At 71.0% G+C, this 20,393-nt stretch carries 17 protein-coding genes; 9 read left to right on the top strand and 8 right to left on the bottom strand.

The window, feature by feature from the left end:
* Positions 1–229: 229 nt before the first annotated feature.
* Positions 230–3,592, top strand: a complete 3,363-nt coding sequence (locus LH62_RS10125; protein ID WP_052214075.1) for an ATP-binding protein — start codon at positions 230–232, stop codon at positions 3,590–3,592.
* Between the two features lie 101 nt (positions 3,593–3,693).
* Here LH62_RS10125 and LH62_RS10120 read toward each other — a convergent pair whose 3' ends face one another.
* Positions 3,694–4,395, bottom strand: a complete 702-nt coding sequence (locus tag LH62_RS10120) for a response regulator transcription factor (RefSeq protein WP_043338340.1) — start codon at positions 4,393–4,395, stop codon at positions 3,694–3,696.
* A gap of 83 nt (positions 4,396–4,478) precedes the next feature.
* Here LH62_RS10120 and LH62_RS10115 point away from each other — a divergent pair, with 83 nt between their 5' ends.
* The 4 genes from LH62_RS10115 (at position 4,479) to LH62_RS10100 (ending at position 9,741) form a co-directional block, all read left to right on the top strand.
* The gene (locus tag LH62_RS10115) at positions 4,479–5,204 is read left to right on the top strand and encodes a HugZ family protein (protein ID WP_043361021.1); all 726 of its coding nucleotides are present in this window, start codon (positions 4,479–4,481) and stop codon (positions 5,202–5,204) included.
* 156 nt (positions 5,205–5,360) lie between these two features.
* The gene (locus LH62_RS10110) at positions 5,361–6,956 is read left to right on the top strand and encodes a phosphoenolpyruvate carboxykinase (protein ID WP_043361014.1); all 1,596 of its coding nucleotides are present in this window, start codon (positions 5,361–5,363) and stop codon (positions 6,954–6,956) included.
* A 116-nt stretch (positions 6,957–7,072) separates the two neighbouring features.
* Entirely contained in the window at positions 7,073–9,214 is a 2,142-nt protein-coding gene (locus tag LH62_RS10105; protein WP_201445461.1) for a hypothetical protein, read from the top strand.
* 113 nt (positions 9,215–9,327) lie between these two features.
* The gene (locus LH62_RS10100; protein WP_043361001.1) at positions 9,328–9,741 is read left to right on the top strand and encodes a DUF2237 family protein; all 414 of its coding nucleotides are present in this window, start codon (positions 9,328–9,330) and stop codon (positions 9,739–9,741) included.
* Between the two features lies 1 nt (position 9,742).
* Here LH62_RS10100 and LH62_RS10095 read toward each other — a convergent pair whose 3' ends face one another.
* The 7 genes from LH62_RS10095 to LH62_RS10065 form a co-directional block, all read right to left on the bottom strand.
* The gene (locus tag LH62_RS10095; RefSeq protein ID WP_043360999.1) at positions 9,743–10,477 is read right to left on the bottom strand and encodes an ABC transporter ATP-binding protein; all 735 of its coding nucleotides are present in this window, start codon (positions 10,475–10,477) and stop codon (positions 9,743–9,745) included.
* The gene (locus tag LH62_RS10090; RefSeq protein WP_043360998.1) at positions 10,464–11,180 is read right to left on the bottom strand and encodes an ABC transporter ATP-binding protein; all 717 of its coding nucleotides are present in this window, start codon (positions 11,178–11,180) and stop codon (positions 10,464–10,466) included. Before LH62_RS10090 ends, LH62_RS10095 begins: the two co-directional genes overlap by 14 nt.
* Entirely contained in the window at positions 11,177–12,160 is a 984-nt protein-coding gene (locus LH62_RS10085) for a branched-chain amino acid ABC transporter permease (RefSeq protein ID WP_052214073.1), read from the bottom strand. Before LH62_RS10085 ends, LH62_RS10090 begins: the two co-directional genes overlap by 4 nt.
* Complete coding sequence (locus LH62_RS10080) at positions 12,157–13,038, bottom strand: branched-chain amino acid ABC transporter permease (RefSeq protein WP_043360996.1); 882 nt, start codon at positions 13,036–13,038, stop codon at positions 12,157–12,159. The genes LH62_RS10085 and LH62_RS10080 overlap by 4 nt, the downstream gene beginning before the upstream one ends.
* 7 nt (positions 13,039–13,045) lie before the next feature.
* A complete protein-coding gene (locus LH62_RS10075) occupies positions 13,046–14,308 on the bottom strand; it encodes an amino acid ABC transporter substrate-binding protein (RefSeq protein WP_043360993.1) in 1,263 nt (420 codons plus the stop codon).
* 32 nt (positions 14,309–14,340) lie between these two features.
* Positions 14,341–15,255: a dioxygenase gene (locus LH62_RS10070; RefSeq protein ID WP_043360991.1), complete on the bottom strand. Its 915-nt coding sequence runs from the start codon at positions 15,253–15,255 to the stop codon at positions 14,341–14,343.
* Positions 15,256–15,323: 68 nt separating this feature from the next.
* Entirely contained in the window at positions 15,324–15,743 is a 420-nt protein-coding gene (locus LH62_RS10065; protein WP_052214071.1) for a cupin domain-containing protein, read from the bottom strand.
* Positions 15,744–15,953: 210 nt separating this feature from the next.
* Between LH62_RS10065 and LH62_RS31950 the strand changes: the two genes are divergently transcribed.
* The 4 genes from LH62_RS31950 (at position 15,954) to LH62_RS10045 (ending at position 20,264) form a co-directional block, all read left to right on the top strand.
* Complete coding sequence (locus tag LH62_RS31950; RefSeq protein WP_052214070.1) at positions 15,954–17,252, top strand: family 1 glycosylhydrolase; 1,299 nt, start codon at positions 15,954–15,956, stop codon at positions 17,250–17,252.
* Positions 17,249–18,475 (top strand): MFS transporter, encoded by a 1,227-nt coding sequence (locus LH62_RS10055; RefSeq protein ID WP_043360988.1) that lies wholly within the window; start codon positions 17,249–17,251, stop codon positions 18,473–18,475. The genes LH62_RS31950 and LH62_RS10055 overlap by 4 nt, the downstream gene beginning before the upstream one ends.
* A complete protein-coding gene (locus LH62_RS10050) occupies positions 18,456–19,283 on the top strand; it encodes an aldo/keto reductase (protein ID WP_043360986.1) in 828 nt (275 codons plus the stop codon). The genes LH62_RS10055 and LH62_RS10050 overlap by 20 nt, the downstream gene beginning before the upstream one ends.
* 219 nt (positions 19,284–19,502) lie before the next feature.
* Complete coding sequence (locus LH62_RS10045; protein ID WP_082012457.1) at positions 19,503–20,264, top strand: Crp/Fnr family transcriptional regulator; 762 nt, start codon at positions 19,503–19,505, stop codon at positions 20,262–20,264.
* Positions 20,265–20,393: the final 129 nt, after the last annotated feature.

Below are 20,393 nucleotides of genomic sequence, written 5' to 3'. Positions count from 1 at the left end.
GCATATAGGACGGGCGCGGCCGGTTGCGGCAGCCCGGCCCCGCACCCGGAACGGCCCCACCGCTCGCTTCGCGAAACAGATACGCCACATGCCTAGCCGGATGGGCTATCGAGACGACCCGTCCTTGCGCCGAAGCCCGGGACACAGCGTCGTGCGTGGCGCTGTTCCGCCACATTCCACGCTCGGTACCGGCCTATTATTCGCGGCCGAACGAGAAAGATCCCCGTCAATGCCCCTCGCACGCGATCCCTTTGCCGGCCCGGGGGAGATGGCGGAGCGCATGCGGCACACCGACTGGGCCGCCACATCGGTCGGCCCGGTCGAGCGCTGGCCGCAGGGCCTCCGCGCCACCGTCCGCACGCTGCTCGGCTCGCGCTACCCCATGGTGCTGCTCTGGGGCGAGGACGACCTGATCCAGATCTACAACGACGCCTATACCGGCCTCATCGGCGCCAAGCACCCCTACGCCCTCGGCCGCTCCATCAAGGAGACCCAGGCGGAATCCTGGGACATCATCGGCCCCATGATCCGCGAGGTGATGGCGACGGGCACGCCCAACTGGGTCCCGGCCCAATGCCTTGCCGTCAACCGCGCGGGCTATGACGAGGAGGCCTATTTCTCCCTGTCCTACAGCGCGGTCGAGGACGACGAGGGCCGCATCCGCGGCATGCTCTGCGTCTGCAGCGAGGTCACGGCGCAGATTCTGGTCGAGCGGCGGCTGAAGCTCCAGCGCGACATTGCCGCCCGCGTGGGCGAGGCGCGCGACGCCGGGGCGATCTGCCGGGAGATCGGCGAGGCCATCGCCGGCTGCCCCTCCGACATCCCCTTCGCCCTGCTCTACCTGCGCGAGGCGAGGGGCTTCCGCCTCGCCGCCGCGGCGGGGCTGCCGCCGGGGCATTCCGGCACGGCGGAGGCAGCCTGGCCGCTCGGCCGCGCCGCCGCAGGCGAGGCCGTCCTCCTCGAGGATGCCGCCGCCCGCATCGGCCCGTTGATTGGCGGGCCCTTCGGCCAGCCGGTGCGGGCCGCCCTCGCCTTGCCGCTGGCCGGCAGCGGCGGCGCGGAGGCGCTCGGCGTGCTGGTCTGCGGCATCAACCCGGCCCGGGCGCTGGATGAGGGCTATCGCGGCTTCCACGACCTGCTGGCCGGGCAGGTCGCCGCCATCATCCGCAACGCGCAGGCCTATGCGGATGAGCGCCGCCGCGCCCAGGCGCTGGCCGAGCTGGACCGGGCGAAGACGCGCTTCTTCGCCAATGTCTCGCACGAGTTCCGCACGCCGCTGACCCTGATGCTCGGGCCGGTGGAGGACCTGCTCGCCCGTCCCGGCCTCGGGCCGGAGCTGCGGGAGGAACTGGCCATGGTTCGCCGCAATGCGTTGCGGCTGCTGCGCCTGGTCAACTCCCTGCTCGACTTCGCCCGCGTCGAGGCCGGCCGCGCCGAGGCCTGCTTCGTGCCGGTGGAGCTCGGCCAGGCCACCGCCGACCTCGCCGGCGCCTTCCGCTCCGCCATCGAGCGGGCCGGGCTACGGCTCGAGGTCGATTGCCCGCCGCTCGCCCAGCCGGCCCATGTCGACCCCGACCTCTGGGAGAAGGTCGTCCTCAACCTGTTCTCCAACGCTCTCAAGCACACCTTCGAGGGACGGATCGCGGTGCGCCTGCGCCAGGAAGGCACGGCGATCCGCCTCACCGTGGCGGATACCGGCATCGGCATCCCGGCGGACCAGCGCGACCGCGTCTTCGAGCGCTTCCACCGGGTGGAGGGTGCCCGCAGCCGGACGCATGAGGGCTCCGGCATCGGCCTCTCCCTGGTGCGGGAGCTGGTCGGGCTGCATGGCGGCCAGGTTTCGGTGGACAGCGAGCCGGGGCGAGGCGCCACCTTCACCGTCGAGATTCCGGCCGGGCATGCGCATCTGCCGCCGGAGCGCATCGGCGCCGCGCCGCGCCTGCCCTCCACCGCCCTCGGCGCCGAGCCTTTCGTCGCCGAGGCCATGCGCTGGTTCGCGGATGCGCCGCCGGCCGACCCCAAGGTGGTGCCGATGCCGCCGCGGCGGGAGGCGCCGGCCCGTCGCGCGCGCCTGATGCTGGCCGACGACAATGCGGACATGCGCGCCTATGTCGCCCGGCTGCTCGCGCCGGAGCATGAGGTGGTCGCCGTGCCGGATGGCGCGGCGGCGCTGGCCGCGCTGCGCGCCGCCCCGGCCGAGCTGCTGCTGACCGATGTGATGATGCCGGGCATGGACGGCCTCGCCCTGCTGCGGGCGGTGCGGGCGGACCCGGCGCTGCGCACCCTGCCGGTGGTCGTGCTTTCCGCCCGTGCCGGCGAGGAGGCAAGTAGCGAGGGGTTGGAGGCCGGCGCCGACGACTACCTCGCCAAGCCCTTCTCCGCCCGCGAGCTGCGCGCCCGCATCCGCACCCATCTGGACCTCGCCCGGCTGCGGCGCGAGGCGGAGGAGCAGGCGCACCAGGCGCGCAAGATGGAGGCGGTCGGCCAGCTCACCGGCGGCGTGGCGCATGACTTCAACAACCTGCTCGCCGCCATCCTCGGCTCGCTCGACCTGGCGGAGCGGCGTGTGGACGATGAGCGGGTGCTGCGGCTGCTGCGCAACGCCATGCAGGCTGCCCGTCGCGGCGCCGGGCTGACGGCGCAGCTCCTTGCCTTCGCCCGGCGGCAGCGGCTGGAGGCGCGGCCGACCGACCTAAACGGGGTGCTGTCCGGCATGGGCGACCTGCTGCACCGCACGCTCGGCGGCCGCATCGGCGTCTCGCTCCACCTCGCCAAGGAGCTGTGGCCCGCCATGGCGGATGCCGGGCAGCTGGAACTCGCCGTGCTCAACCTCGCCATCAACGCCCGCGACGCCATGCCGGAGGGCGGCGAGCTGTCGATCGAGACGCGCAACGTGCCGGGCGCGGCGGGCCGCGGCGACCGGGTTTCGGTCGAAGTGCGGGATACCGGCACGGGCATGCCGCCCGAGGTGCTGAAGCGGGTCTTCGAGCCCTTCTTCACCACCAAGGGTATCGGCAAGGGCACCGGGCTCGGCCTCGCCCAGGTGCATGGGACGATCGGCCAGCTCGGCGGCGAGGTCGCGGTCGAGAGCCGGGTCGGCGAGGGCACGCTGGTGCGGCTGGTGCTGCCGCGGGCGCACGGCCGCCCCGCGCTGGAGCCGGCGCCCGATCCGGGTGCCGGGGAGGAGGGAACCGGGTCCGGCGGCCGGACGGTGCTGCTGGTGGATGACGACCCGCAGGTGCGCACCTCCATCGCCGCCATGCTGCGCGAACTCGGCCATCACGTCGTCGATGCGGAAAGCGGCCGGGAGGCGCTGCACCTGCTGCGCGGCGATGCGCGCTTCGACCTTCTGCTGAGCGACCATGCCATGCCAGGGATGGCCGGCGGCGAGCTGGCATTGCGGGCGCGCGCCCTGCATCCCGGCCTGCGCGTGCTGATCATGACCGGCTATGCGGGGACGGATGCGCGGCCGGCCGACGAAGGCATACTGCTGCGCAAGCCCTTCGACCTGGCCGAGTTGCGCGCCGCCCTTCGCCTCGCCCTGGAGGGCCAGGCACCGCGCGGCGGCGCCCTGCCCCGGCAGGCGGGCTAAAAACCAGGGAGCGCGGTCACCGGATCGCGGTGCTTGGTCTAGCCTGTTGCCTGGTCGCGTGATTGGCGCCTTCGGTCGTGCCAACCTCCGGCGATCACGCTCTAGCTTTCCTTGTAGCGGTAGCCGATGCCGTAGAGCGTCTCGATCTGGGCAAAGTCGTCGTCGGCCTGGCGGAACTTCTTCCGTACCCGCTTCACATGGCTGTCGATGGTGCGGTCGTCGACATAGATGTTCTCGCCATAGGCGGCGTCGATCAGCTGGTCACGGTTCTTCACCATGCCGGGGCGCAGCGCCAGGGCCTTCACCAGCAGGAATTCGGTGACGGTGAGCTGGATGTCGGTGCCCTTCCAGTGGCAGGTGTGCTTGGTCTCGTCGAGCACCAGGTCGCCGCGGACGATGACGCCGCCGGCCGGCGTGCCGCTGCCCTCCGCCCGGCTCGCCTCGTTGCGGCGGAGCAGGGCGCGGATGCGCTCCAGCAGCAGGCGCTGGCTGAAGGGCTTGGTGATGTAGTCGTCCGCGCCGAGGCGGAGCCCCATCAGCTCGTCCACCTCCTCGTCCTTGGAGGTGAGGAAGACCACCGGCATGGCGCTGCGCTGGCGGAGGCGCTGGAGCAGTTCCATCCCGTCCATGCGCGGCATCTTGATGTCGAGCACCGCGAGGTCCGCCGGACGGGCGAGCAGGCCCTGCAGGGCGCTCTCCCCATCCGTATAGGTGCGCACGGTGAAGCCCTCCTGCTCCAGGGTCATGGAGACGGAGGTGAGGATGTTGCGGTCGTCGTCCACCAGGGCGATCGTGGCTGGCATGGTCGGGTCTCCGCCGGCTCGTCCGTAGGGTCAGACGCTCCATATAGGGTGGCATTGTGGCACAACCCGGACGGGATCGCGTGATGGGGACGGAAAACCTGGGCTTCGAGGCCCGCTGCCTGCTTCGCGCCGCCGCGGCGGCCACCCTGGCGACGGCGGCCGAGGGCCAGCCTTTCGCCAGCCTGGTGACACCGGGGACGGCGCCGGACGGGGCGCCGCTGCTGCTGCTCTCCTCCCTCTCCGAGCATACCCGCCAGCTCCGGGCGGAACCGCGCTGCGCCCTGCTGGTCAGCGGCACGCCGGAGAGCGCGAACCCGCAGACCGCGCCGCGGGTGACGCTGACCGGCCTCGCAGAGCCGGTGCCGGAGCCAGAAGTGCCCGCGCTCAAGGCCCGCTGGCTGGCGAAGCACCCCTATGCGGCGATGTATGCCGATTTCGGCGACTTCGCCCTTTGGCGCATCCGGCCGGGCGGGGCGCTGCTGGTCGGCGGCTTCGCCCGCGCCCATCGCATCCGCCTGGCCGACCTGATGCCTGCGCCCGGGGCGGTGGCGGCGATCGAGGCCGCGGCGGCGGACATCATCGTCCATGTGAATGCCGACCACGCCGATGCCATCGCGGCCATCGCCACTGGCCTGCTTGGAGGCGCGCCCGGCGAGTGGCGCATGGCTGCGGTCGATGTGGACGGCGCCGACCTTGCCGCCGGCGAGGAGGTCCGCCGCCTCGCCTTCGGCGCCCCGGTGGCCGATCCGGGTGGCGTGCGGGCAGAACTGGTGCGCGCGGCGCGCGAGGGCCGCTCGCGCACAGGTTAGGAAAACTGGCGCCAATGTGCGGCGGATCGCGTTGACCGGACCTGTCATCGCGCCTTAATTTAAGCAAAGACACGGCGGATAGAGGCCCCATGGCGGTGCCTCGTCCCGAAGGGGCCCGGCTGCCCCTCGCCAGTAACGAACCGGAGAAGACACTGCATGTCAGCGCCCGAGACCGCCCTTGCCGGGACCGGTGTGGCCAGCGCCGCCACTGTCCATGCCAACCTCACCGCCGCCGGCCTCTACGCGCATGCGCTGCGGCGGGGCGAGGGCCGGCTTTCCGCCGAGGGCGCCTTCATGGCGGTGACCGGCGTGCATACCGGCCGCTCCGTGCAGGACAAGTTCGTCGTCGACGACCCGGAAGTCCATGACCAGATCTGGTGGGGCAAGATCAACCAGCCGATGGCGCCGGAGAAGTTCCAGGGCCTCGCCGCCAAGGTCCGCACCTGGCTCGGCGCCCGGCCGGAGCTCTTCACCGAAGACCTCTATGCCGGCGCCGACCCGGCGCACCGCATCAAGGTGCGGCTGGTGACGACCAATGCCTGGCACGCGCTTTTCGCCCGCAACATGTTCATCCGCCCGGAGCGGGCGGAGCTGGAGGGCTTCACGCCCGACTTCACCATCCTGCACGCGCCAGAATACGAGGCGAATCCGGCTGAGGATGGCTGCCGCACGAGCACTTGCATCGCCCTCTCCTTCGCGGCGAAGACCATCCTGATCGCCGGCACCTCCTATGCCGGCGAGATCAAGAAATCGATCTTCACCGTGATGAACTGGCTGCTGCCCGAGAAGGGCGTGCTGCCGATGCACTGCAGCGCCAATCTCGGCAAGGGCGGTGACACGGCGCTGTTCTTCGGCCTCTCCGGCACTGGCAAGACGACGCTCTCCTCCGATCCGGAGCGCAGCCTGATCGGCGATGACGAGCATGGCTGGTCCGATAGCGGCGTCTTCAACTTCGAGGGCGGCTGCTACGCCAAGGTCATCCGCCTCTCGCGCGAGGCGGAGCCGCAGATTTGGGACGCCTCGCACCGCTTCGGCGCCGTGCTCGAGAACGTGGTCGGCGACGACCGCGGCAACCTCGACCTGAACGACGGCTCGCTCACCGAGAATACCCGCTCCTGCTACCCGCTCGACTTCATCCCGAACACGGTGAAGGGCGGCAAGGCCGGGCTGCCGAAGAACGTCGTCATGCTGACGGCGGATGCCTTCGGCGTGCTGCCGCCGATCTCGAAGCTCTCGGCGGCGCAGGCGATGTACCACTTCCTTTCCGGCTATACGGCGCGCGTTGCCGGCACGGAGAAGGGCCTCGGCAAGGAGCCGCAGGCGACCTTCTCCACCTGCTTCGGCGCGCCCTTCCTGCCGCGGCACCCGGAGGTTTACGGCAAGCTGCTCGAGGACCTCATCAAGCGGCATGGCGCGGATTGCTGGCTGGTCAACACCGGCTGGTCGGGCGGCGCCTACGGCACCGGCAAGCGCATGTCGATCCAGCACACGCGGGCGCTGCTGCGCGCGGCGCTCGACGGCTCGCTGGCGCAGGTCGAATACGTCACCGACCCGTTCTTCGGCCTGCAGATCCCGAAGTCGGTCCCCGGCATCCCCGCCGAGGTGCTGAACCCGCGGGAGGCCTGGGCCGACAAGGCGGCCTATGACCGCACGGCGAAGGAGCTCGTCTCCCGCTTCGAGGCGAATTTCGAGACCTTCTCGGGCGGCGTCAGCGAGGCGGTGCTCGCCGCCGCCATCCGCGCGGCGGCCTGACGCAACGGGCGCCGCAGCAGGGGCTGCGGCGCCCACATTCTCCTGACCAGATCGCGTCTTGCCGCGCCGCCATCGCCGACGGTTAAACCGTCCGGCCGATGAGGAGCGCGAGCCCATTGCCCCAGCCAGGACACGCAACCGCCGCAAGTCGCGCCGACCGGATGCCGGCCTGGCTGCAGGTGATCTTGGCGGCGCTCTTCGGCCTGGCCCATGGCACGGTGCTGCTGCGCCTCGGCCTGGCAACGGCGGGCGACGCCTTCTGGCAGCGGCCGCCCGGCGACCTGGCGATGGCCACGATCGGCGCCGAGGCGTTGCTGCGCGACGTTTGGCGCTTCCCGCTCTCGGCGACCGCGCTGCTCTCGGCCGGCGAACCCTTGCCCATCGTCTACACCGACAGCATGCCCTGGCTGGTGGTGGTGCTGAAGGCACTCGGCCTCTCCGCGGACACGGTCGCGCCGATGGGCCTCTGCATCCTGCTCGGCTTCGTGCTGCAGCCGGTCGCGGCGCTGGCCCTGCTGCGGGCCGCAGGCATCCGGCGCTGGGAAGTGCTGCTGGCGGGCATCGCCTTCGCCTCATTCCTGCCGGCCTGGATCCTGCGCCTGCACATGCACCACCTGGCGCTGGCCTCGCACTGGACCTTGCTGGTGGCCCTGGCGCTGGCCGTGCAGGCGGTGCGGCGTGGGGTCTCCGTGGCGGTCATTGCCGGCTTCGCGGCGCTCGGCTTCCTGGTGATCGGGCTGCATGCCTATCTCTGGGCCATGGTGGCGGCACTCGCGCTCGGCGGCCTCCTCGCCGATGCCGCGCGGCGGCCTGCCCTCGGCTCCCTCCTGCGCGGCGGACTCGGCTTCGGCGCCTTCCTGGCGAGTTCCGTGCTCGCGGCCTGGCTGCTCGGCTACCGGACGGAGAACGGGGCGCCGACCGGCTTCGGCTACTTCTCGATGAACCTGCTGAGCCCGGTCGTGCCGCAGCTCTCCGGCCTGTTCGGCACATGGCCGGCGGGGCCGGTGGCGAATGGCATCCTCGATGCCACGGGCGGCCAGTATGAGGGCTTCAACTATCTTGGCCTCGGCATCCTGCTGCTGCTGGCCGCCGCGGCGCTGCACCTGGCGCGCCATCGGATGCAGGCGCCGCCCGGCCTTGGGCGTGCGGCCCTGCCGCTCGGCCTGGTGCTGCTCGGCTGCCTGCTCTTCGCGCTGAGCACCCGCGTCTTCGTCGGTGGTACCGCGCTGCCCGCCATCCCCCTGCCCCGCGGCCTGGATAATCTGGTGAGCCAGCTCCGGGCCTCCGGGCGCTTCTTCTGGCCGCTGGCCTATCTGCTGCCGGTGCTGGCGCTGGCGGCACTCGCGCGGGCCCGGCACCGGCAGGCGGTGGGCGCGATGCTGGCGGGCCTTGTCGTCCTGCAGGCGGCCGATTTGGCGCAGCTGGACCGGATGCTGCGAACGACCTTCCACGCGCCGATGCCGGCGGCTTTCGACCCGGCGCCGCTGCGGCATCCCGCGCTGAAAGGCCGCACCGCGACGCTGCATCCGCCGCTGGCCTGCACGCGCCCGGGCGCCTGGCCCCTCGACTTCTCGCAATTCGCCATGGCAGCGATGCGGGCCGGGATGCGCGTCGAGGGCGGGCCGATCACGCGGCTGACCGGCGGACGGAGCTGCGAGGCCGCCCGTCGGGACGCGCTGGCGGGGCTGCGGGACCGCGACGGGCTGCATGTCTTCCTTGCCGGCCAATGGCCGGAGGCCCTGCTGCTGCGCGCGGCCGCTGAGGCCTCCTGCCGTGGCTTCGAGATGGGGCTGGCCTGCGGAGACCCTGCCCTCATCGCCGGCTTCATCCAGCCCCCGCCGGCCCCTCCCCCGCCCTTGCAGCCGGGGGTGGAGCGGTCCTTCGCCGCGGGCGAGGACGGCATCCGGCTACTCGGCACGGGCTGGTCGATGCCGGAGCGCTGGGGCGTCCGCTTTACCGCCAACGAGGCCGAGCTGGTCCTGCCCATGCCCGCGGATCGTGAAGAGACGGCGAGCCTGACCCTGCAGCTGCGCGGGCCGGCGGCGCCAGGCCGGACGGTGATCGTCGCGGCGGGCAAACGCGAGCTTGCCCGGAAGGCGGTCACCGCGAGCGAGGGCATCACCGTCGCCGTGCCGCCGGAAGCCGTGGAGGACGGCCTCCTCACCCTGCGCCTCGTGGTGCCGCAGGCAGATGGCGGCGCGATCGATGACCACCAGCGCGGCCTGGGCCTGGAAGCCATCAGGCTGGAGCCGCACTGAGGCGCCCCGGCGTCACGCCCAAGCTTGTGGACGGCGCCCGGCGATCCGGCGCAGAGTCGCCGCCCCGGCGCCAGGGGCCGGGCAATCACAACGCGTTGCAGGGAGAGTCGTCGATGCCGGATGGCGGAATGGGGCCAGGACGCTGGCCACCCAAGGGCCAGCCCTCCTCCACCAATGTGCTGGGCGGGCCGCTGCTGCCCTGCTCGGTCGCGCCGCTGACCGGCTTCTACCGCGACGGCTGCTGCAACACCGGCGTCGAGGATCGCGGCCTGCACACCGTCTGCGTCGAGGTGACGGCGGCCTTCCTCGCCTTCTCCCGGACCTGCGGCAACGACCTCTCGACGCCGGTGCCGCAATACGGCTTCCCCGGGCTGAAGCCGGGCGACCGCTGGTGCCTTTGCGCCGCGCGCTGGGAACAGGCGCGGCAAGCGGGCGTCGCGCCGCGCGTGCTGCTGGAGGCGACGCATGTGGCGACGCTCGAACTCTGCGCGCTGGAGGACCTGAAGGCGCACGCCGTATCGGACTGACCTACAGCCCGAGATAGACCTGCCGCACCAGGTCGTTGTCGTGCAGCGCCGCGGCGCTCTCGCCTTCGAATGCGATATGGCCGTGGACGATGACGTAGCCGCGGTCGGCGATGCGGACGGCCTGATGGAAATTCTGCTCCGCCATCAGCACGGTGAGGCCGAGCCGCGCCTTCATCTCGGAGATCATCTCCATGGTCCGCGCCACCAGGATCGGCGCGAGGCCGACCGAAGGCTCGTCCACCAGCAGGATGCGCGGCGCCGACATCAGCGCCCGCCCGAGCGCCACCATCTGCTGCTCGCCCCCGCTCATGCTGCCGACGAGCTGCGCGCGGCGCTCAGCCAGGCGGGGAAAAAGCTCGTAGCAGAGGGCGAGGTTCTCCCCCATCGCCGCCCGCGCCGTCGCCCGGTAGGCGCCGAGGCGGAGGTTCTGCTCGACGGTGAGCCGGGGGAAGAGCCGCCGCCCCTCCGGCACCAGCACGATGCCGAGTTCCACCACCTGCTCGGGCGAGAGGCCGACGAGCTCCGTTTGCCGCCCCTCGATGCTGGCGCGGATGCGGCCCGCCGTCGCGCGGATCTGGCCCATGATGCTGCGCATCAGGGTCGTCTTGCCGTTGCCGTTGGTGCCGAGCAGCACCACCGTCTGCCCCGCCGGCACGCTGAGCGAGACGCCCTGCAGCACCCGCACCGCGCCGTAGCCGGCATCGAGGCCGGCGATCTCGAGGCTATTGCCGGCCAAGATAGGCGTCCTCCACCTCCTGCAGGGCCAGCACCTCGCGCGGTGTGCCATCGGCGATCTTGCGGCCGGCGACGAAGACGACCAGCCGCTCGGCGAAGGCCGTCACCGCCCGCATGATGTGCTCGATCATGATGATCGCCGTACCCGCCGCGTTCAGCCGGAACAGCAGGGCGAGGATCTGGTCGACCTCGGCATTGGAAAGCCCGGCCATCGCCTCGTCGGCGATCAGCAGCTTGGGCTCGAGCGCGATGGCGCGCGCCAGCTCCAGCCGGCGCAACTCCACCTGGGTCAGCTCGCGCGGCAGGCAATCCGCCTTGCCGGCCATCTCGACCTGCTCCAGGCACTGCATCGCCCGCGCGGTCGCCGAGCCCGCCTGCCCGGCGAAGAGCACCGGCACCCGCACGTTCTCCAGCACGGAGAGGCTGCCGAAGGGCTGCGGCAGCTGGAAGGTGCGCGCCAGGCCGAGCCGCGCCCGGCGATGCGGCTTCAGCCCGTCGAGCGCCTGGCCGCCGAGGCTCACCCGCCCGTCATGGGCAGCGAAGTCGCCCGAGATGCAGTTGACGAAGGTGGACTTGCCGGAGCCGTTCGGCCCGATCAGCCCCAGCCGCTCGCCCGCGCGCAATTCGAGATCAACCGCATGCAACGCGGTGAAGCCGCCGAAGCGCTTGCCGACGCCCTCGGCCCTGAGCAAGGCCTCGCTCATCGCCGCCGCCGGAACCAGCCGAGGATGCCGCGCGGCGCCACCGCGACGAAGATCACCAGCATCCAGCCGACGATGAAGAGGTTGAGCGCCGAGGAGATCGTCACCGTGGCCGCCTGCTGCAGGGAGCCGAGCAGCACCGCTCCGATCACCGGCCCGGCCCAGGTGCCTGCCCCGCCGATCAGCGGCATGGCGATGGCGTTGACCGCATAAGCCAGGCTGAAGGCGCCCTCTGGGTTGAGGTAGCCGCTGTAATAGGGCAGCGGCGCGCCGGCGACCGCCATCAGCGCGCCGCAGAGCGCCGTGGCGATCAGCTTGAGCCGCAGGGTCGGCACGCCCACCGCCTCCGCCGCGCGCTCGTTGTCGCGGATGGCCTGGAGGCCGCGCCCGAGCCGCGTCACCTCCACCGTGCGGGCGATGCCGACCGCCAGCACCGCCAGCACCAGCATGACAAGGAAGAGGTACTCGCCGTAGCTGGTGAAGGGCGCCACCTCCCTCGGCCGGACGATATAGGCGCCGCGCGAGCCGCCGACATAGTCCCAGTTCACCACCAGGGTTTGCAGCACCACAGCGAGGCAGAGCGTGGCGATGGAGAAGTAGACGCCGCGCAGCCGCAGCGTTAGGTAGCCCGTCCCCAACCCGAGCAGCGCCCCAACCGTGGCCGCCGCCGCAATGCCCGGCAGCAGGTCGAGCCCCGTCGCCTTGCGCAGCGCGATCGCCGTATAGGCGCCTGCCGCCATGAAGCCGGCCGCGCCGAAATTCACGTAGCCCGCATAGCCGCCGAGGATGTTCCAGGCCGTCGCCAGCACGACATATTGCAGGATGAAGTAGCCGGCGAAGTAGCCGTAGTCGTTGCCGATCGCCCGAAGCGCGACGAAGAGCAGGACAGCGACGCCGACCGCGCCGAGCCAGAAGGGCAGGTGCCGCCGCCCGCTCGCGGCCATCGCCGGAGCCGGGGCGAGGGGCAGCGAGGCGCCGCTCATGCCAGCTTCCCGAACAGGCCCTGCGGGCGCACCGCCAGCACCAGCAGCAGCCAGCCGAAGGCAACCGCCGGGGACCAAGACGGGCCATAGAAGCTCGCCGTCACGTTCTCGACCACGCCGAAGAGGAAGGCGGCAAGGATGCAGCCCGGCAAGCTCCCCATCCCGCCCATGATGCAGACGGCAAAGACGCGGCCGATGAAGACCTGGCCGGAGGAGGGCTCCACCGGCTGCACGACGACCAGCGCCCCGCCGGCGATGGCCGCCAGCCCGACCGAGAGGCCAAAGGCCAGCCGCTTGATCCGCACCGGGTCCACCGCCATCAGGCGGAGCGCCTCGGCATCCTGGGCGACGGCGGAGATGGCGAGGCCGGTGAAGCTGCGGCGTAGGAACAGCCACAGCGCCCCGATCGCCGCCATCGCCAGCAGCGCCGGCGCCAGCATGCGCAGCGGGATGTCGATCTCGCCGATGCGCCAGGTGATGAAGGCATAGGGCGGGTCGAGGAAGCGCTGCTCCGGCCCGAAACCCATCACCAGCCCGACCTCGATGATGAACATCACGCCGAAGAAGAAGGCGAGACCCTGCAACGCCTCGTCGCCGCGCCGCTCGAAGAAGTGGTGGTAGAAGGTGTAGATGGCGACGCCCAGAAAATAGAAGGGCACCGCCAGCAGCAGGGCGGCCAGCAGCGGGTCGAGCCCGAGCGCGGTGCCGATCAGCACGACGAGGAAGCCGCCCGCCACCATCAGCGCCGGATGCGCGATGTTGACGATGTCGAGCATGCCGAAGGACACGGCGAGCCCCGCCGCTGCCGCGGCATAGAGCCCGCCCAGCAGCAGGCCGGAGACGATGCCGTTCAGCAGCAGGACGAGGTCGCCGTCCATGGCGGCGTCAGGCCGGGACGCCGTAGGGGATGCGGAGCTCGCCGGACTTCAGGTTCTCCGGGAAGAGGATGACCTTGGCGCCGGGCTTCTTGTACTTCTCGAGGTCGCCGTCGCGGATGCCCTGGAACTGCACCAGCAGGTTGCGCGGTTCCGCCCATTCGCCGTGGATGCCGAAGCGGATGTCGCCGACGACGGTGTTGAAGGTGCTGGCGTGCATGTCCTTGGCCAGTGCCGCCTGGTCCAGCTTGCCGACGCGGTTCAGCGCCTGCTCCACCACCTGCATCTGCGCATAGGCATAGGGCTGCAGGTAATTGCCGAGCACGTCCACCTGCTCCTGCACGGCGCGCGCCCGGTATTTCTCCTGGAAGGCTCGGATGCCGGGAAAGTCCATCGTCGGCTCCGGCGAGTAGATGTCCCAGGTCACCAGGTTGTTCAGGATGGGGCCGAGCTGCGCCTGCACCGCCGCGATCTGCGGCCCGATCATGCCGCCGCCGAACATCTGCGCGGTGATCCGCAACTCGCTGGCCGCGCGCAGGATGCCGTTGGAATCCGGCGGGTAGGAGCCGATGAAGATCAGGTCCGGCCGCGCCGACTGGATGGAGCGCAGGGTCGGCGTGAAGTCGACCGTCGTCGGCGGGTAGGAGCGGTCATACACGATGCGCAGCCCGCGCTGCTTCGACAGGTAGCGCGCGCTCTCGGCCGCCTTCTGGGCGAATTCGTTGTCCACGGCGAGGATGGCGATGCTTCGCGGCGGCGTCGGCAGCCTGGCGGCGACGTCGAGGAAGCCCTTGGCGTAATTGGCGCGGATGTCGTCGCCCGTGACGTTCATGTTGAAGTAGCGGTCGTACTTAAACGCCTCGTTCACCCCGGCCCCGAGCAGCGTGACGTAGCACATGTTGCGCTGCATCACGACGGGCATGGAGGGCGCGATCATCACCGTCGCATAGGAGGAGGTGACCATGTCGACCCGGTCGACATCGAGCAGCTTCGTGTAGAGGCCAGGGACATTCGCCGGGCTGCTCTGGTCGTCGTAATAGACCAGCTCGACGGGGCGGCCGAGGATGCCGCCGCGGGCATTCACATCCTCCTGCCAGATCCTGTGCGCGAGGAGGGAGGAGCGGCCGTTCGGCGCCAGCCCGCCCGAGAGCGACATGGAATAGCCGATGCGGAGCGGGTTGGAGCCCTGGGCGAAGGAGAGGCCCGGCGCCGCCGCCAGCACGGTCGCCCCGGCCGCAAGCCGGCCGAGCGCCCGCCTCGTCATCCTGGTCATTGTTGTTGTCCTCCCCGAAACCCCTGCCGCGGCTATTCCGCCGCTGGCATCAGCCTTGATGGATCAGAGCCTACCCTCCCGCCGCCATCCCCGGCGCCGAGGCGCGAGAGGCGGAAATCATATTGCACGGCCGGCAGGTCCGCCCGCGGCGCGCCGGGCAGGCCCATCGCCTCCCGCACCACCAGCGAGCGGGAGACGCCGAAGACGGTGTCGCTGTCGATATTGGGGTCGTCGCCGAAATAGAGCGCCGTCACCAGCTCACGGTGCCCCGGCGCGGCGACGAGGATGTGGATATGCGCCGGCCGCATCCCATGCCGGTTCTGCTGATGGACAAACTTGCCGACCGGCCCGTCCATCGGGATGCTGTAGCCGATCGGCTTGACCGTGCGCATGTGGAAGCGCCCCTCGGCATCGGCGCGGAAGCGGCCGCGCATGTCCATCACCGTGGCGTCGCCCGCCTGCAGGTCGTAGAGCCCCGCGGCATTGGTCTGCCAGATGTCGATCTCGGCGCCCGGCAGCGGCCGGCCCTCGCTATCCGTCACCTGGCCGAAGATGACGATCTCCGTCCCCCCCGTGTCGTGCACGGCGATGCTCTCGCCGAGCGCAAATTCCGGCGCCTGCTCGCGGAAGAAGGGACCGAGCAGGCTAGTTTCCGTCCCCGCCGCCTCGCGTCCCTCGGCATCGTGCATGAGGTTGACGAGGCGGGAGAGGCCAAGCACGTCGGAGAGCAGGATGTACTCCTGCCGGTAGGGCGTGCAGGCTTGGCCGACCGCGGTGAGGAAGGCGATGCCGGCCAGCCATTCGTCGGGCTTGAGGTTCACCTCCTGCGCGAAGGCGTGGAGGTGGCGGGTCGCCGCCGCCATGATCTCCCGCAGCCGAGGGTCGGGCGTCGCCGCCATCTGCGCCAGCGCCTCGCGGGTGACGCTCTCGCTGTCGAGATCGGCCATGGCGCCCTCCTCCCTCCTGACTGGCGGCGAGGATGCTCGTTCCGCCCCGCGGCGGTCAATCCTTGAGGTCAGTCCCTTTGCGGCGGGTCGCAGGCCCGCGTCGCCATGTCGCCGGGGATGGAGAGTTCGAGGATCTCCACGTCGTCGGAGGTGGCGATCTCGTTGTGCTTCATGCCGCCGGGAATGAGGATGGCATCGCCCAGTTCGGCGCGGGTGCGGGTGCCGTCCTCGAATTCCAGTTCCACCCAGCCCTTCAGGATGTAGATGAACTGCGCCTCGCACTCATGGGTGTGCCAGCCGGTCGGCTCGGTCATGCCGGTGATGGCCTCCATCACCTGGGCGCGGAGCTTGCCCCCCGTCGCCGCCTGCACGCCGAGGTCGCGGTAGCGGAAGAATTTGCGCCGCCCTTTCACGAAGGGCTGCTCCTCCTTCTTCGCCACGGTGAGCCTGATCTCTGGGCGTGAGGCGCCCGCGACGGTGCCGTCCATGGACTTTTTCCTCCGGTATTGGAGGAAGGCTACACCCGGCTGGGTCATCGGCAAGCATGATATTCCGCCATAACCGTGTACGGCGCCGTACCATGTGAAGACCTTACCCCACCGACAGGAACTTCGTCTTCCCACACCGCGATTGGGAAGGATCGACCGGGAGCATGGTGGCATGGCGAAATTACGGACGGAACGACGGAGCGGCCGCGCATGACGGTGGCGCTTTGGGGGGGCCTTGAGTGCAGCGTCCTCCGCTCCGCATGCGGCTGGCGCGACCAGATCCGGGAAACCGGGCACCACGACCGCATCGCCGATCTGGAGGCCATCGCCGGCCTTGGCATCCGCCAGCTGCGCTACACCGTCTCCTGGGAGCGGGTGTCGCCGGACAGCCCGCTGGATTGCGACTGGGCCTGGCACGACGAGCGACTGGCCGAGCTGCGCCGGCTCGGCATCGCACCCATCATCGGCATCGTCCATCACGGCAGCGGGCCGGCCCGCACCGGGCTCGACGATCCGCGCTTCCCCGTCCTCCTGGCAGAATTCGCCGGCCGCGTCGCACGCCGCTACCCTTGGGTCGCCGACTGGACGCCGGTCAACGAACCGCTGACCACGGCGCGCTTCTCCGGCCTCTACGGCCACTGGTCCCCCTTCGGCACCGGCGAAGCAAGCTTCCTCCGCATCCTGGCGAATGAATGCCATGGGGTGCTGCTGGCGATGCGGGCGATCCGCGCCGCCATCCCCGGCGCGCGGCTCGTCCAGACCGAGGATATCGGCCACACCTTCTCCACGCCGCTGCTCGCCTACCAGGCGCGCTACGAGAATGCCCGGCGCTGGCTGAGCCTCGACCTGCTCTGTGGCCGCATCGGACGCGACCATTTCTGGCACGGCAGGCTGCTGGCCGCCGGCGTGCCGGAGGCGCTGCTGGAGGACCTCGCGGCCGGCATCCCGGCGCCGATGCTGCTCGGCCTCAACTACTACATCACCAGCGAGCGCTTCCTGGACCAGCGGCTCGGCCTCTACCCGCCCGGGACGCATGGCGGCAACGGCCGCCACCGCTATGCCGATACCGAGGCCGTGCGGGTGCCGATGCCGCCCGGCAGCACCGGTTGGCTGCCGCGGTTGCGCGAGGCCTGGCAGCGCTATCCGGGCCTGCCGCTTGCCGTCACCGAGGTGCATATCGGCTGTACGGAGGATGAGCAGCTCCGCTGGCTCGCCGGATGCTGGGCGGCGGTGGCGACGCTCCGGGCCGAGGGTGCTCCCTTCGAGGCCGTAACGCCCTGGGCGCTGTTCGGTGCCGTCGATTGGTGCAGCCTGCTGGCCCGCCGCGAGGGGCGGTACGAGGCAGGCGCCTTCGACGCCCGCGCGCCCGGCGGCCCGCGCCCGACCCTGCTGGCCGAGGGCATCGCCGCCCTCGCCCGTCATGGCCGCATCGACCATCCCCTGCTGGACGCGCCCGGTTGGTGGGCGCTGGAGGAACGCGTGCATCCCGAACTGCGGCAGGCCGGGTGAAACCCACCCGGGCGCTCGATCTCCTCAACATCCTGCTCTCCGATGTCCGTTACGGGCTCGGCGCCTACCTTGGCGTCTACCTGCTGACCGAGCACCATTGGGATGCGGCGGAGATCGGCCTTGCCCTCTCGATCGGCGGCTTCGCCGGGCTGCTGGCGCAGACGCCGATCGGCCTCCTGGTCGATGCCATGAGGGCGAAGCGCGCCCTGCTCGCCGGCGCCGTGCTGGTGGTGACGGCCTGCTGCCTCGCCATCCCGCTGGCGCCGCACTTCTGGCCCGTCACCCTGGCGGGCCTCGTCGGCGGCCTGGCCGGCGCCTCCATCGCCCCGACGCTGGCCGCCATTTCGCTCGGCATCGTCGGGCCCGGCGCCTTCGCCCGTCGCGCCTGCCGCAACGAGGCGCTGTTCCATGCCGGCAACGGCGCCGTGAACCTGCTGATCCTGGCGATGGCGCCGCTTTTCGGCACGCCCGTGCTGTTCTGGGTGATGGCCGGGACGGGCCTCGCCAGCGCCGCGGCGGCGCTCGCCGTCCCCGCCCGCTCCATCGACCACGCCGTGGCCCGCGGCCTGCTGCCAGGGAGCGCGGGCGCCGCGCCGCGGCAAGGCTGGCGGGTGCTGGCGGGCAGCCGGCCGCTGCTCGCCTTCGCCCTCACCGGCGCGCTCTTTCACCTGGCGAACGGCTCCATGCTGGCGCTGGTGGCGCAGAAGCTCGCCTTGCAGAACATCGGCTGGGGCGTGGCCCTGACCGCCATCTGCGCCATCGCCGCGCAGACGGTGATGGTGCCGACCGCCGCCCTGGCCGGCGCGCGCGCCGAGGCCTGGGGCAGACGGCCGCTGCTCCTCGTCGCCTTCCTGGCACTCGCGTTGCGCGGCGTGCTCTACACCGCCTCGGACCATCCGGCCTGGCTGATCGGCGTGCAGTTGCTGGACGGCGTCGGCGCCGGACTGATCGGCGCGCTCTTCCCCGTCGTCATCGCGGACCTGACGCGCGGCACCGGGCATTTCGCCGCGGCGCAGGGCGCGGTCGGCACCGTCCATGGCCTCGGCGGGGTGGTGAGCGGGGCGCTCTCCGGCCTGGTCGTGGTGCATTACGGCTATGATGCCGCCTTCCTGGCGCTGGCTGCGACCGCGGGGCTCAGCGCGGCGTTGTTCTGGCTCACCATGCCGGAAACCCGGCCGCTGCCCTTCGAGAAGGACCTTGCCCATGACCATTCCGCTGCTTGAGACGGCGCTGACCCGCATGCCGGCGCTCGGCTTCGGGACCTGGCCGATGCGCGGCCCGGAATGTCAGGCAGCCGTGGAATCCGCCCTCGGCCTCGGCTACCGCCATGTCGATACCGCCGAGATGTACGGCAACGAGGAGGCGGTGGGCGCGGCACTGGCCGCTTCCGGCCTGCCGCGCGAGCAGCTCTACCTCACCACCAAGGTCTGGAACGACAAGCCAAAGGGCGCCGAGATCCGCCGTGCCGCGGAGGCCAGCCTGGAGCGTCTGCGCCAGCCCTATGTCGACCTGCTGCTGATCCATTGGCCGAGCCCGCAGCTCGATCTGCCCGATGCGCTCGCCACTCTCGCCCGGATGCGGGAGGAAGGGCTGGCGCGCGCGGTGGGCGTGGCGAACTTCCCCCCCGGTCTGCTGCGCCGGGCGGTGGAGCTGGGCATCGCCCCGCTCGCCTGCCTCCAGGTCGAGCACCACGTCTATCTCGACCAGTCCCGCCTGCTCGCCTATTGCCGCGAGCAGGGGATGGTGCTCACCAGCTACACCCCGGTCGCCAAGGGCGAGGTGCTGAAGGACGAGGCGGTCGCCCGCATCGCCCGCAAGCATGGCGCGACGCCCGGACAGGTGGCTCTGGCCTGGCTGCTCGGGATGGAGGGCGTGGCGGCCATTCCCAAGGCGGCCTCGCCGGAGCGGCAGCGGGAGAACATGGAGGCGGTGATGCTCCGCCTCGATGCCGAGGACCAGGCGGCGCTGGCCGCGCTGCCGAAGGACCGGCGCATGGTTGATCCCGGCATCGCTCCGGACTGGAACTCCTGAGCGGCCACCTCGCGCAAGATGCCGTGCAGTTGATCGACGAAACGGCGCCTGTTCCTTCCAGCCACCAGAAGCGTATAGTCGCCATGCCGAAAAGGGAGGACCGTGAGGAGGCCGCAACCTGGCCCTGCCGCTGAAAGGGCGCCCTCCCGCAACAGTCCGGCCCGACCGGCTTCGCCCCTGACCGGGCTGAGCTTTTCCCGCTCGGCAAGGATCTCTCTATTGTTAGCGACTGCGCCGGAAACGGCTCCCCGCAACCGGCTGCTCGCCGCCCTGCCCGCCGAGGATCTCGCGCGGCTTCGCCCGAAGCTGAAGCTGGTCGAGCTCGAGCTCCGCCAGAACCTGGCGGTGTCCGAACAGCGCATCGAGCATGTGTACTTCTTTGAAACCGGCTGGGCTTCCGTGCTGGCCCCACTCGATGACGGCGACAGCGCCGAGGTCGGCCTTGCCGGAGTCGAGGGCATGGCCAGCTGGCCGGTGTCGCTCGGCGACGACATCGCTGAATTCGAGGTGATGGTGCAATGCGCCGGCACCGCCTGGCGCCTCACCACTGCCGATTTCCGCGATGCGTTGGAGGCCAGCGCGGCGCTGCGCGACCTGATGTTGCGCTTCCTGCTGACGCAGCACAGCCAGATCGCCTGGACCGCGGCCTGCAACGGGCGGCACAATATCGAGCAGCGTCTCGCCCGCTGGCTGCTGATGGCGCACGATCGCAGCGAGGGCGAGACCTTCCCGATCACCCACGAATTCCTGTCGATGATGCTCGGCGTCCGCCGCGCTGGCGTCACCGTCGCCGCCGGCAGCCTGCAGCGGGCCGGGATGATCCGCTATGGCGGCGGGCGGATGACCATCACCGACCGCCCCGGCCTCGAGGCGTCCTGCTGCGAGTGCTACAGCTCGGCCCGGCGCGCGCAGGAGCGGCTTTTCCGCCCGCAGGCAGGCGCGACTGGCGCTGACCGGCAAGGCTCGTCCAGCCCGCCGTGAAACGCCCGGCGACCCCGACGATGCGGCCGGACATCAAGCCGGACCATGATCCGTGATCCTGGGTCAGGGACGGGAGCGGTTTCCGTTCGCACTGGCTCACGGACGCCGCTCCGGCCTGTTTGTCTGATC

It is taken from the genome of Belnapia sp. F-4-1 (genome assembly GCF_000802185.1).
In the GTDB taxonomy this organism is placed as follows: Bacteria; Pseudomonadota; Alphaproteobacteria; order Acetobacterales; family Acetobacteraceae; genus Belnapia.
The sequence above is the reverse complement of the archived record's forward strand: the minus strand, read 5'-3'. Positions and strand labels throughout refer to the sequence as shown.

Bases quoted from the DNA above. Each gene is read 5' to 3' on its own strand.
- LH62_RS10115 (WP_043361021.1), top strand. From the start codon at position 4,479: ATGGGGACGGAAAACCTGGGCTTCGAGGCCCGCTGCCTGCTTCGCGCC.
- LH62_RS10050 (WP_043360986.1), top strand. From the start codon at position 18,456: ATGACCATTCCGCTGCTTGAGACGGCGCTGACCCGCATGCCGGCGCTC.
- LH62_RS10070 (WP_043360991.1), bottom strand. From the start codon at position 15,255: ATGGCCGATCTCGACAGCGAGAGCGTCACCCGCGAGGCGCTGGCGCAG.
- LH62_RS10120 (WP_043338340.1), bottom strand. From the start codon at position 4,395: ATGCCAGCCACGATCGCCCTGGTGGACGACGACCGCAACATCCTCACC.
- LH62_RS10125 (WP_052214075.1), top strand. From the start codon at position 230: ATGCCCCTCGCACGCGATCCCTTTGCCGGCCCGGGGGAGATGGCGGAG.
- LH62_RS10085 (WP_052214073.1), bottom strand. From the start codon at position 12,160: ATGAGCGGCGCCTCGCTGCCCCTCGCCCCGGCTCCGGCGATGGCCGCG.
- LH62_RS10110 (WP_043361014.1), top strand. From the start codon at position 5,361: ATGTCAGCGCCCGAGACCGCCCTTGCCGGGACCGGTGTGGCCAGCGCC.
- LH62_RS10065 (WP_052214071.1), bottom strand. From the start codon at position 15,743: ATGGACGGCACCGTCGCGGGCGCCTCACGCCCAGAGATCAGGCTCACC.
- LH62_RS10075 (WP_043360993.1), bottom strand. From the start codon at position 14,308: ATGACCAGGATGACGAGGCGGGCGCTCGGCCGGCTTGCGGCCGGGGCG.
- LH62_RS10080 (WP_043360996.1), bottom strand. From the start codon at position 13,038: ATGGACGGCGACCTCGTCCTGCTGCTGAACGGCATCGTCTCCGGCCTG.
- LH62_RS10100 (WP_043361001.1), top strand. From the start codon at position 9,328: ATGCCGGATGGCGGAATGGGGCCAGGACGCTGGCCACCCAAGGGCCAG.
- LH62_RS31950 (WP_052214070.1), top strand. From the start codon at position 15,954: ATGACGGTGGCGCTTTGGGGGGGCCTTGAGTGCAGCGTCCTCCGCTCC.
- LH62_RS10090 (WP_043360998.1), bottom strand. From the start codon at position 11,180: ATGAGCGAGGCCTTGCTCAGGGCCGAGGGCGTCGGCAAGCGCTTCGGC.